Origin of the sequence: Siminovitchia jepli (genome assembly GCF_047228825.1) — a bacterium.
In the GTDB taxonomy this organism is placed as follows: domain Bacteria; phylum Bacillota; class Bacilli; order Bacillales; family Bacillaceae_C; genus Siminovitchia.
The window spans coordinates 256,466-268,376 of sequence record NZ_JBFEGN010000001.1 but is presented as its reverse complement, the minus strand read 5'-3'; the positions used below and the strand labels follow the sequence as shown (position 1 = coordinate 268,376).

The 11,911-nt window shown below is 43.8% G+C and carries 15 protein-coding genes; 12 read left to right on the top strand and 3 right to left on the bottom strand.

The window, feature by feature from the left end; translation table 11 throughout:
• The 3 genes from AB1L08_RS01355 to rpmF all read left to right on the top strand — a co-directional run.
• The coding region (locus AB1L08_RS01355) for a hypothetical protein (RefSeq protein WP_413062867.1) at positions 1-181 on the top strand (181 nt) is incomplete at its 5' end.
• Between the two features lie 5 nt (positions 182-186).
• Entirely contained in the window at positions 187-738 is a 552-nt protein-coding gene (locus tag AB1L08_RS01350; RefSeq protein ID WP_413062866.1) for a YceD family protein, read from the top strand.
• 32 nt (positions 739-770) lie between these two features.
• Positions 771-944 (top strand): 50S ribosomal protein L32, encoded by a 174-nt coding sequence (gene rpmF, locus AB1L08_RS01345; RefSeq protein ID WP_077111828.1) that lies wholly within the window; start codon positions 771-773, stop codon positions 942-944.
• A gap of 596 nt (positions 945-1,540) precedes the next feature.
• Here the strand turns inward: rpmF and AB1L08_RS01340 are convergent.
• Positions 1,541-1,804 (bottom strand): metal-sensitive transcriptional regulator, encoded by a 264-nt coding sequence (locus tag AB1L08_RS01340; protein WP_413062865.1) that lies wholly within the window; start codon positions 1,802-1,804, stop codon positions 1,541-1,543.
• 140 nt (positions 1,805-1,944) lie between these two features.
• Here AB1L08_RS01340 and AB1L08_RS01335 point away from each other — a divergent pair, with 140 nt between their 5' ends.
• Positions 1,945-2,703, top strand: coding sequence for an enoyl-CoA hydratase/isomerase family protein (locus AB1L08_RS01335; protein WP_413062864.1), 759 nt, complete (start codon positions 1,945-1,947; stop codon positions 2,701-2,703).
• Between the two features lie 73 nt (positions 2,704-2,776).
• Positions 2,777-3,343 (top strand): RsfA family transcriptional regulator, encoded by a 567-nt coding sequence (locus tag AB1L08_RS01330; RefSeq protein ID WP_413062863.1) that lies wholly within the window; start codon positions 2,777-2,779, stop codon positions 3,341-3,343.
• A 106-nt stretch (positions 3,344-3,449) separates the two neighbouring features.
• Here the strand turns inward: AB1L08_RS01330 and AB1L08_RS01325 are convergent, their stop codons facing one another.
• Complete coding sequence (locus AB1L08_RS01325; protein WP_413062862.1) at positions 3,450-3,890, bottom strand: DUF4064 domain-containing protein; 441 nt, start codon at positions 3,888-3,890, stop codon at positions 3,450-3,452.
• A gap of 182 nt (positions 3,891-4,072) precedes the next feature.
• A complete protein-coding gene (locus AB1L08_RS01320; RefSeq protein ID WP_413062861.1) occupies positions 4,073-4,555 on the bottom strand; it encodes an N-acetyltransferase in 483 nt (160 codons plus the stop codon).
• A 168-nt stretch (positions 4,556-4,723) separates the two neighbouring features.
• On the opposite strand from AB1L08_RS01320, the gene AB1L08_RS01315 reads away from it, so the two are divergent.
• From AB1L08_RS01315 to AB1L08_RS01285, 7 genes are all read left to right on the top strand, one after another.
• Complete coding sequence (locus AB1L08_RS01315) at positions 4,724-5,614, top strand: 2-dehydropantoate 2-reductase (protein ID WP_413062860.1); 891 nt, start codon at positions 4,724-4,726, stop codon at positions 5,612-5,614.
• Positions 5,615-5,623: 9 nt separating this feature from the next.
• Positions 5,624-6,016 carry a DUF3397 domain-containing protein gene (locus AB1L08_RS01310; protein ID WP_413062859.1) on the top strand — a complete coding sequence of 131 codons (393 nt, stop codon included), beginning with the start codon at positions 5,624-5,626 and terminating at the stop codon, positions 6,014-6,016.
• 82 nt (positions 6,017-6,098) lie between these two features.
• Positions 6,099-7,727, top strand: a complete 1,629-nt coding sequence (gene bshC, locus AB1L08_RS01305; protein WP_413062858.1) for a bacillithiol biosynthesis cysteine-adding enzyme BshC — start codon at positions 6,099-6,101, stop codon at positions 7,725-7,727.
• A 140-nt stretch (positions 7,728-7,867) separates the two neighbouring features.
• Complete coding sequence (gene mraZ / locus AB1L08_RS01300) at positions 7,868-8,299, top strand: division/cell wall cluster transcriptional repressor MraZ (RefSeq protein ID WP_413062857.1); 432 nt, start codon at positions 7,868-7,870, stop codon at positions 8,297-8,299.
• 38 nt (positions 8,300-8,337) lie between these two features.
• Positions 8,338-9,279 (top strand): 16S rRNA (cytosine(1402)-N(4))-methyltransferase RsmH, encoded by a 942-nt coding sequence (rsmH, locus tag AB1L08_RS01295; protein WP_413062856.1) that lies wholly within the window; start codon positions 8,338-8,340, stop codon positions 9,277-9,279.
• 18 nt (positions 9,280-9,297) lie between these two features.
• Positions 9,298-9,660 carry a cell division protein FtsL gene (gene ftsL / locus AB1L08_RS01290; RefSeq protein ID WP_413062855.1) on the top strand — a complete coding sequence of 121 codons (363 nt, stop codon included), beginning with the start codon at positions 9,298-9,300 and terminating at the stop codon, positions 9,658-9,660.
• The gene (locus tag AB1L08_RS01285; protein WP_413062854.1) at positions 9,657-11,867 is read left to right on the top strand and encodes a penicillin-binding protein; all 2,211 of its coding nucleotides are present in this window, start codon (positions 9,657-9,659) and stop codon (positions 11,865-11,867) included. The genes ftsL and AB1L08_RS01285 overlap by 4 nt, the downstream gene beginning before the upstream one ends.
• Positions 11,868-11,911 lie beyond the last annotated feature (44 nt).

Here is an 11,911-nt window from a genome sequence, read left to right as displayed (position 1 = left end):
TATAGAATATTCTGAAATATGCCTTCTAAAATTAGAAGTTCATTGTCACCGCCCTCTGAAAGCGTGCTTTCTTTTTGTGGGTATATACGAAAAAAGGGAACATCGCAAAAAGCTTGTAAAGAGGATTATATTGACAAAAGAAGCTGTGAAAGTTATAATAACTTTTGTTGCCCAGGGGTGATGATGATGAAATGGACAGTAGCCGAGTTACATAAATATCAAAACGATGTAATGGAGCTTGATGAGACAATCAACGTGAAGCATGTACTGCAAAAGGAAAATCCCGATATTAGGGATATGTCACCGGTCCGTGTCAAAGGGACAGCCGACGTTGACTCTCGTAAAGTTACTTTTCATCTTCTGATGACGGGTAAATTTACTTTGCCATGTTCGAGAACATTGGCAGACGTTGACTATCCTTTCCACATCCGATCAATAGAAACATTTTTATTAAGACCTTCGGATTACAATTTGGATGAAACGGATGAAACCCATGTCGTTCAAGGCGGAACAGTTGATTTAATGCCGATTGTTTATGAACTGCTCCTGCTGGAAATACCGATGCAGGTTTTTTCGGAAGAGGCAAAAGCAGACAGTGGCCTGCCTGCGGGCAATGGATGGGAAGTCCTTACAGAGGATCAGCTTGCGCAAGCCAGGGAATACGAGAAGCAAAAGATTGATCCGCGGCTGGCAGAGCTTGGCAAATTGCTTGAAAAAAACAAAGACGATCAAAAATAATAAGATCATGGCACTGTAAGGAGGTGGGAAGAATGGCTGTACCTAAACGAAGAACTTCCAAAACTGCAAAAAGACAACGCCGGACTCATTTTAAATTACGCGTACCTGGAATGGTTGAATGCCCAAATTGCGGCGAATTGAAACTTGCCCACCGCGTTTGTAAAGAATGCGGAACATATAAAGGGAAATCGGTAGTAAACGATTGATTTCGAAGAATGAAAAAACGTGATGAGGAAAAACTCTTCACGTTTTTTCTTTTTTTCTAAGAAAGTATAACTTGCTAAACATTTCCTTCAAAAAAAGCTTATCTGTGTCTAGCTCCGACGCACAGGACGTGCTAGTGCAGGCGAAGCGACAGGACAAGGAAAGCTTCGACAGCATCGTCATCGCACGAAGGAAAAGCGTAAGCTTTTTCGAGGACGTCGCCGCATGAGCCTGCCGACGCACAGGACGTGCCAGTGCAGGCGAAGCGACAGGACAAGGAAAGCTTCGACAGCATCGTCATCGCACGGAGAAAAAGCGTAAGCTTTTTCGAGGACGTCGCTGCCTGAGCCTGCCGAAGGAAAGGACGTCCTGGTACCGCCGGCGCCACAGGACGTGGCGGCCTAAGGCGGCCAAGCGCCTACCGACTAAGAGATTAGCGCCTATTGTGCTCCTGCGGCGTAGCTTATTCGGGGAAGTATAGGCTTACCTTGTCGCAAAGCTGCCAGATGCTAAATCTTTCCTGCGATAAGGAAGCATAATTTAAATTAGCAGCTTCACTGGCCTGTACATTGCTTTTAAATACCGGAATGAAAAGTGCTTATGTACTTCGGACAAGCAAGTTAACCGCTTCTTGGACGAGATCTTCCGTCTTCTTTGTTCCTTCCGCTTCTGCCTGTTTTACACATTCTACCAGGTTTTGGCTGACAATTACGCCGATCGTGCGGTCAATGGCTGCCCTCGATGCAGACAATTGTGTAATCACATCTTTGCAGTCTTTTCCCTCTTCCATCATTCGCAAGATGCCGCGCAATTGTCCTTCTATTCTCTTTACTCTATTTTTTAACGGGTCATTATAGTGCATAGTACATGCTCCTTTCCAAATACATTGTCAAGTTAATTCAACATTATACCTTATGGGGAAGGCGGTAAATCAAGCTTAAAGTTTTGCCCCCTTTTCATTATAATGGATCATAATGGATGAAAGCAGAATGGAGGCAAACGATGGGGGATTTTATTCAATTTAAAACAGATGAAGGTCTTCTTTTTGGGAAAATTACAAGACCGGAAAAACGAAATGCCGTCAATTTCCGGGTCATGGACGGCTTTCGGGAAATGCTTGACCGGGCCGAAAGGGACAGTTCCGTAAAAGCGGTTGTTATTACAGGTGAAGGCGATAATGCCTTTTGTGCGGGAGGGGATGTCGAAGAATTTCATCGGCTTAAAACGCAAGCGGAAGCCATTTCCATGTTGTCAAGAATGGGAAGCTTATTATGCAGGCTGGCGATGCTTCCAAAACCGACCCTTGCATCCATAAATGGCACAGCCGTCGGGGGCGGGAGTGAAATAGCTGCCGCATGCGATTTTAGAATTGCACGCCGAGGTGCAAGGCTCGGCTTTATTCAAGCCAACCTCGCCATCACAACCGGGTGGGGAGGGGGGAGCCTGCTGTATGAGCGCTTGGGTCCTTCCGTTGCATTCAAATTATTGTCTGAAGCGGATATATATACAGCCGATGAAATGAAAGAAATCGGTTTTTTGCAAGAAGTGTATGATACGCTAACGGAGCAGACAGCCTTCGAATATATGGCAAAAATGCTGCAAAAAGATTCAGGTGTCATAGAAGCATATAAAAAGGCAATGATCGAGAAATTTCATGCTGTCCGTTTACAAGAACGGATGGAAAATGAATGGAAGCGGTGCGCAGAACTTTGGGCGCGTAATGCCCATCATGATGCAGTTTCCCGTTTTCTAAAGCAATAAATGTAAAATCCCGTTATTCTATCTTCTCTATTACATGCATATGTATGTGTTAAAAAGCCGGGAGTGATAAATTATGGCGACAGGACGCCAAGATGCGTGGACAATGGATGAAGATAGAATGCTTGCGGAAATTGTACTGGAACATATCAGGACAGGGAGCACCCAATTAAAAGCTTTTGAGGAAGTGGGCGAGAAACTGTCGAGAACCGCGGCGGCATGTGGATTCAGGTGGAATTCATTTGTCAGGAAGAAATACAAAAATGAAATATCCGAAGCGAAAAAAGCAAGAAAGGCTTACCCGAAACAGGAACGAAAAGAGCGCGCTCCGGCTGCAGGGGAAGAGCCAAAGGAAAAAGCAAAAACACTTTCTGTAAAAGACATCATTCAATTTTTAATGGATATGGAAGCAGCACAGTCCAACATTCAATCCGGATCGGAAATACAAGAAAAGTTAAAAAGGGAAAATGAGGGGCTGAAACAGGAATTGGCAGAAACGAAGAATCAACTGGATAAACTAAAAAACGAGTATTTTCGCTTGAATAACGATTACGCATCCCTTTTGGGAATACTGGAAAAAGCAAGGGAAGTTGCTGCGATAGACCGGGGGGAACCAAGGCAGAAAGAGAAAGCGCAAACATAAAGTGAAACTTCAATCAGCGGGGGGCTTTTCCCCCGCTGATTGTTAGCCACCTCCATCCGGTTTTGACAAAGGTTGAGGAAGGACTTATCGGTTAATCCGGAATGCTTCATTCCGGTCCTGAAACACCGTGATTTGGAGGCGCCTTCCGGACAAATGACATGATACCGGCAATTAAATAGAGAAGGGCGGGCAAAAAACCGAACCCAACCGAAACAATACCGGTCAACACTGCACCAACGATGAACATCCATCCGGCCAGTTTCGGGTTTTTATTGCCTTTAATATTGACAGTGGCAATGATCCCAAAAACAATTCCGAGGACGGCCGCCGCGACCACGGCCCAGCCAAATGCACTCATTCCCCCAAGCACTGAGCTCACTTCATCCGGGTTGACACTTAATGCAGGGTCGTTGGCCATTTCTTCATTCAAATATAACTTCAGTTCATCTGAATTTCCCATCCATGCCAAAAAGGCTCCCCACAAGGAAAGCAACGCACTTAATATGATACCGATAATTCCCAATGTTATTTCACCTGTTCGTTTCATCAAGAATCCCCCTCTTTTGGTGAAAGTAAAATTCCCTTTATATAGTACGGAGAAGAAGGAAAATAGTTTCAATTGATTTCAAGTAGAAAAAAAAAGAGGGATTATTCCCTCTCGGAAGGCGGCTCCGGCCGCGGAAAAGCTGAATCCGGGTTGCCGCCTGTGGTTCACCAGCTTTAACATGGTTATTCATTTCCGTTTTTTTGCTCTGAAACTCCTTCTGGATACCAAACGAGAGGATTTTCCCCTAAATCCCTTTCCACATTATAGGTAACCGGCTGAAAGTCCATTTTTTCGAAAAAAGGCCGCGAATTCATTCTGGGATTGGTTTTTATGGGCATTTTAAAGCTTTTTGCATAGTTTACAAGCTCTGTTCCCAAACCTTTTCCCTGATAATCCGGAAGCACTTCCAACTTCCACAATTCCAAATAATCCTGGGGCGGATCGAAATACTGGTCATATTTGGCATCCCGCTTGTAAAGACTCATTCTCGCCACCAGTTTATCTCCATAATAAATTCCGTAAAAAGGAGAATCTATTTCATCTTCGACAAAATTTGTTTGTAAATCTTCGAGCATGGAAAGCTCTTGGGCGCCATATTCCTTAAATTGTTTGAAATCTTCCATCGTTTTATAGTTGATCTTTAATTTTTGTACTTCTGCCGGCATAATTTCATCCCCTTATAAAACTTTTTTGTTAGAAAATATTATTTTAGTTTTATTATATAACAAAGCCTGAAAAAATTCAGATATAATGGTAGAAAACGGCTGCTTTAAAAAGGCATCCTCCCTTTAGTATAAAGTAGAAACCAAATAATGGCGGGAGCAGGTGATGGTATGAAAGTCGGGATTATTGGAGGCGGCTCCATTGGCTTGCTATTGGCGGCCTACCTTGGAAAATTTTTCGACATCACGGTTTATACCCGTACGGAAGAACAAGCCAGGGAGTTGGGGGAAAATGGTATCCAATTGATCACTCTAAGTGGAGAACGCTTCACCAAGGTAAGTGCCAGCACGGAATCAGACAGTTTGAACGGACAGGATTTTATCTTTGTGGCGGTAAAGCAATATCATTTAAACGATCTTATTCCGGTTATTTGCAAGATCGCAAGCCATGTCCCGATCTGTTTTCTTCAAAATGGCATGGGGCATCTTGAATGGTTGCCAAGCCTTCCGAATGAAACCATTTTCGTTGCCACCGTTGAGCACGGCGCCAAGCGAAAAGGCAGGAGGACGGTAGCCCATAATGGGGTCGGCAAAATTAACATCGGATTATATCGTGGCGACAGCAGAAGTGATCAAAAATTTCCGGACTGCCGCGATCCGGAGTTTCCGTTTCAGTTTCATCATGATTATGAAGGGATGCTTGTTGAAAAATTAATTGCAAATGTACTGATCAATCCACTGACCGTTATTTTTCAGGCGAAAAACGGCGTTCTCGTGGAAAATCCTTATTATTTTCAGCTTTTCAGGCAGTTGTTTGAAGAGGTATATGAAGTTTTCCCGCATGGTGAGAAGGAAAAAACATTTCAAAAAGTAATCCGGATATGTCAAAATACGAAAGACAACACCTCCTCTATGCTAAAGGATGTTCAGGAGGGAAGAAAAACCGAAATTGAGGCAATATTGGGCTACGTGCTTCGTACAGCCTTAAAAAAAGGGATGAAGCCTGCAACGATACAGGCGGTTTATCTCATGGCAAAAGGGATTGAACAAGAAAGGAGTTGAAGAGAGAAGTTGGCAGCGTTTTTTTCATCTGCAGTAGCATTTTTTATTACAATCCCGGTTCTTTTTTATATACTGCTCTTTACGCTCGTAAAACAAATAACGAAAAACCACCGCTTGGCATTGAACAGTGCGATTAACGCGACGACATTTGTTTTGGTAATCTCAGTTCATTTTATCATTTTGACGATTTGGGGACGTTCCTTTCTCGGGTTGATTATCCTTGCAATGCTGATCCTTGCCATTATTTTTACTTTTTATTATTGGAAGACGAAGGAAGAAATTCATTACCAAAAGGTTTTTATTGGCTATTGGAGATTAAACTTTCTTATGTTCACACTCCTGTATATCGGTTTCGTTCTTTATGGCATTATATCCCGCGCAAAGGAAATGCTGTCTGTATGAAGCAGGCAGGAAAATGTATTTTAACGATTTTGTCTGCTATACTCTTCTTGATTGAAACAGTAGGAGAAAGGGAGTACCTTATATGGAATTGCAAAATACCGTTGTTCCTGCTACGAACCGTTTTGCCTCTTTATATATAGAAAATATGGAGAAAATCAAAGAATATTTTCATTATGATATCACAGAAAATGGCATATTCAGGCAACGGTATCGGGATGTAATGAAAAGGGATTTTAACAGGACCCGTTTGGCCGCCTGCATGGAAAAATATATGAGCCGATTTCCAAAATCGGATGCCACGGGGCTGGCGCTGGAAAAACTCCGCGATCCGCAATCGGTTGTTGTGATCGGGGGCCAACAAGCCGGTTTGTTGACAGGCCCTTTATATACGATTCATAAAATCATTTCCATCATAAAGCTTGCCGAACAACAAGAAAAAGAGCTGGGAATTCCTGTTGTACCTGTTTTTTGGGTAGCGGGAGAAGATCATGATTACCAGGAGATCAATCACCTTTACATAAAAGAACATCGAACGTTGAAAAAAATGACGTATCCCCAACAAATGGGAAGCAAGAAAATGGCCTCCCATATTGAATTTGATAAAGAGGTCATGAAGAGGTGGATTCGCCAACTATTTTCAATGATGGGAGAAAGGCCCCATACAAATGAAATGCTCCTTCTTTTGGACGAAGCCGCTCACCAAGCGGATACACTCGTTGACTTTTTCTCATATATTGTGCTTTCATTGTTCAAAGATTACGGGCTTCTCTTGATTGATTCTGCAGATCCTTCTCTTCGGGAACTGGAAAAGCCGTATTTCGCTAGGCTGATTGAGCTGAACCAGGATATTGCTTCGGCTGTTTTATCCCGCCAGGCCGTCCTTGATCAAAGAGGCTTTCACCGGGCCATTGATATGGACGAAAATGCGGCCAATCTGTTCTTGAATACAGACAAGGGACGGGAATTGCTTTTGTTCGACTCCGCAAAAAAGGTGTTTATCAGCAAGGGCGGAGATGTCATGATGACAGAGGAACAATTGCTTCAGCTCCTTGAGCAGCATCCTGAAAGCTTTAGCAATAATGTCGTAACACGCCCGTTGATGCAGGAGTGGCTGTTTCCCACTTTGGCCTTTATCGCCGGTCCCGGAGAAATCGCCTATTGGGGCGAACTGAAAACGGCCTTTGAAACAGCCGGCATGACGATGCCTCCAGTCGTACCCCGGCTAAACGTTACATTACTTGACCGTTCTATCGAAAGGGAATTGGAGGAACTGGATTTATCATTGGAAAAAGTGCTTCAATGCGGATGCGAGGCGGAAAAGGAACAATTTTTAAAGAACATTCAAGACAGGCAATTGGATGCTCTTGTGCAGCAGACAAAAGAAAGCCTTCAGAAGCATTATCAAAAAATCCGGGCCCATATTGGTCAAGTTGACAGGGGACACACCCGCCTTGCCGATACCAATTTGGCGTTCCACCTTCAGCAGCTTGATTTTCTTAAAAGGAAAGTGGAGGAAAGTATAATGAAGCAGCATGAAGCCGTGTTGAACAAATACTTGCATGTCGAACAAATGCTCCGTCCGGACGGCCGCCCGCAGGAAAGGTTTTGGAACATATTTTATTTCCTGAACGATTATGGCCCGCATTTCATCCATTCTCTTATAAACATTTCATACGAATTTGACGGAAAGCACAAAGTGTTAAGAATATAGTCCAAAAAAACCGAATCCGATCCGGATTCGGTTTTTTTTATCGAAATACGAGATATAAAAGTGCTATTAAATTTTAAAAAAATAGTGGTTGCAGGTGGGGGATTGTGGTACATTTAATATAGAAAGTGGGGGCATGGGTCATGTTCATGGGTGAATATCGCCACAACATTGATACGAAAGGCCGTTTGATCGTGCCTGCCAAATACCGTGAACACCTTGGGGAATGTTTTGTCATTACAAGGGGCCTTGATCAATGTTTGTTCGGCTACCCACTGTCTGAATGGAAATCGATTGAAGAAAAGTTGAAAGCTCTCCCCTTAACGAAAAAAGATGCCCGGGCCTTCACGAGGTTTTTCTTCTCGGGAGCAGTAGAGTGTGAACTTGATAAACAGGGAAGAGTCAATTTGCCCGCCTCCCTCCTCGATTATGCAAAGCTGGAAAAAGAATGCGTCATCTTGGGCGTGTCCAATCGTTTTGAGATTTGGAGCAAGGATATATGGGAAGACTATTTTTCAGCTTCAGAAGAATCATTTGCGGAAATCGCTGAAAACATGATTGACTTTAACATATAAAGTCCCCGGTCTCAAAGTTGAATTGGATGGTGAAAGCTTTGTTTAAACATGAAACGGTATTGCTGGAAGAATCTGTTGAGGGGCTGAATATTCGCCCGGACGGTATCTATGTGGACTGCACGCTTGGCGGAGCCGGGCACAGTGCTTATATACTTTCCAGATTAACGGAAGGCGGGAAATTGTTTGCGTTTGACCAGGACGAAACAGCCCTGCAATATGCACAGGAGAAGCTTGCAGATTATGGGGAACAATTTACGGCCATTAAAAGCAATTTTAAATTTCTCCAAGACGAACTTCACAATCGGGGAATAGATCATGTAGACGGTGTTTTGTACGATTTGGGTGTATCATCGCCGCAATTGGACACACCGGAGCGCGGGTTTAGTTATCATTACGACGCGCCACTTGACATGAGAATGGATTTGGATGGAGAGTTGACAGCGCATGATATTGTCAACGGCTGGCCTTATGAAGAGCTTGTAAGAATATTTTTCCGCTACGGAGAAGAAAAGTTTTCCAAACAAGTGGCGAGGAACATTGAAAGAACAAGGGAAAAAAAACCGATAGAAACAACAGGTGAACTTGTGGAGATTATTAAGCAAAGTATTCCGGCACCGGCGAGAAGAAAAGGGGGCCATCCGGCCAAGCGCATCTTTCAGGCGATTCGCATCGCAGTGAACGATGAGTTAAAGGCATTTGAAAGTTCGCTCAAACAGGCCATCAGCCTGTTGAACCCGGGCGGAAGAATTTGCGTGATCACTTTTCATTCCCTGGAAGACAGGATTTGTAAACAGCTGTTCAAGGAAGCCAGTTCCGTGCCGGATCTGCCTCCGGGGCTGCCTGTTATACCGGATGAGTTGAAGCCGCACATGAAATTGATTACAAGGAAACCGATTGTTCCGTCAGAAGCGGAACTTGCAGTAAATAACCGGTCCAGATCGGCCAAGTTAAGGATCGCCGAGAAACGATCAAAAAATTAAGAGAATGGGGGAAGATGTGTGAGTAATCTTGCTCGAAAGCAATATGAGCAACCTGGTCAGTCTTTGGGGACGAAAGACCTGCCAGTAAAAAAAGTTCAGCGCCATGCCCGCATCAGTCCCGGGGAAAAAGTTCTTTTTATGATTTTTGTATTGTTTGTTACTTTTATGGCTGTTAAAATAGTAAGTGTACAAGCTTCTATTTATGAAGTGAACAAAGAAATCCAGGATGTCCGTGCATCCGTCCAGGAACAAGCTAAAATAAATGATGATTTGTCCCTGCAAGTTGCTGATTTAAGCAAATATGAGCGTGTCTGGAAAAAAGCCCAAGAGCTTGGATTGAATTTGAATGAAAATAATGTCAAGGTTGTTGAAAAAAGATGAATGTTCAAAAAAAAAATAGGAACATGGGAGCAGCGCTGTTGTTTTTTTTATTCGGGCTGCTTTTTTTTGTCCTGGCGGTCAGAATTTTGACGATACAATATACGGGTGAGGTCGAAGGAAGGGCACTTGCAGCAAAAGCGGCCCAAAAATATTTGCGCACAGAAATACTGAAGGCAAACCGGGGGACGATTTACGACAGGCAAGGGGAAGTCATTGCCGAGGATTCTTCCTCCTATACCCTTGTGGCCATTTTGGATGAAAAAGCAACATCAGACCCGAAGCATCCCCACCATGTAACCGACCCCGAAGGTACTGCACGGGAATTGGCAAAGCATATTTCCATGAGTGAGGCAGAAATATATGAGCTGCTTACACAGGAAGGCCGCTACCAAGTTGAATTCGGGCAGGCAGGCCGTGATCTGTCCCACAATGTTAAAGAGAAAATTGAAAAATTGAAACTGCCCGGCATTACATTTTTAAAAGAGACGAAAAGATTTTATCCAAACGGCATTTTTGCTTCCCATCTGATCGGCTATGCCCAAAAAGAGGAGGCAGATGAAAAGGCTGCCGAAATCGTCGGGAAGACCGGGATTGAAAAGAGCTACGATAAGTTGCTGCGGGGAACGGACGGTTCGCTGAAATATTCCGGCGATGTGTGGAATTACATATTGCCTAATTCGAAAAAACAAGTCATTGAACCGAAAAATGGCAATGACTTATATTTGACGATTGATAAAAAGATCCAAACGTTTTTGGAAGATGCCTTGAATCAAGTGGACCAGGAGCATTCCCCGAGCCGGATGATTGCCATCGTTGCGGATCCGAAAACGGGGGCAATATTGGGGATGGGACAGCGCCCGACCTTTCATCCGGCAACAAGGGAAGGGATTGATGGAACGTGGCATAATGAAGTTGTTGAATCGTCATTTGAACCGGGATCGACGATGAAGGTTTTTTCCCTGGCCGCTGCGGTTGAAGAAGGGGTATATAACCCTAATGATTCCTACCAATCGGGTGTTTATTATGTCAATAAAAAACAGCCGCCCATCAAGGACCATAACCAGGGAGCGGGTTGGGGGACAATTACCTATCTGGAAGGTCTCCAACGGTCTTCCAATGTTGCTTTTGCATACCTGCTGGAAAAAATGGGTACAGATACGTGGAAGCAATATATGGAAAAATTCAAGTTTGGGGTGAAAACAGGGATTGAACTTCCCAATGAAGCAACCGGCAAAATTTTATATGATTGGCCGATCGAAAAGGTAACGAGTGTTTTCGGCCAAGGGACAACCGTAACGCCGCTTCAAATGGTCCAAGCCATGTCAGCCGTTGCAAATGACGGAAAAATGATGAAACCATATGTTGTGGGTAAAATCGTTGATCCCAATAGCGGAGAAATAAAGGAAACGAATCCCGAAACAAGCGGGCACCCGATCAGTGCCGAAACTGCCAAAAAAGTGCGGGAATACCTGGAAACGGTCATTACCGAAAAAAAAGGAACCGGCCACGATTTTTATCAGCTTGAAGGATATTCAGTTGCCGGAAAAACCGGTACATCGCAAATACCTTCACCAACCGGCGGCTATTTGCAAGGGAGGGAAAACTATATATTCTCTTTTATCGGAATGGCCCCTAAAGAGGACCCGAAGCTTGTCATGTATGTGATGGTTGAAAAACCGAAGCTGAAAGAAACGGAAAATGGCGCCGTTCCGGTTTCAAAAATTTTTAAACCTGTCATGCAAAACAGCTTAAAATACTTAAATATCGAAGCGGAAAAAAAACACGAGACAAAGATGGCCAAAATTCCGGAGTTGACGAAGATGAAAGCAGACGAAGCAGCCGATTATTTAAAAGAAAGGGGCTTGCATCCTGTCGTGCTTGGAAATGGAACGCGAATTGTGGATCATTTGCCAAGTCCGGGCGAAAAGGTGTTGGAAGGCGAAAGAGTGGTCTTAAGGACGGACGGACATCTGTCGGTTCCGGACATGAGGAACTGGTCGAAACGCGATGTATTGAAAGTAGCGGAAATCGCTAAATTAAAAGTAAATATAGTCGGGAGCGGATTTGCCGTCAAACAAAACCCGAAGCCCGGATCAAAAGTGAAGGAAGGAGACAGTCTTGTCGTCAATTTTGAAACACAGCTCCAAATCATTAAAAAGAAAAAAGGAAATAAAACCGGCAATCAAAAAGAACGCCCGTTAAATTGATCAGATGAACCCCCATAAGGCGCCGTGCTGTTCTATGGAAAAAG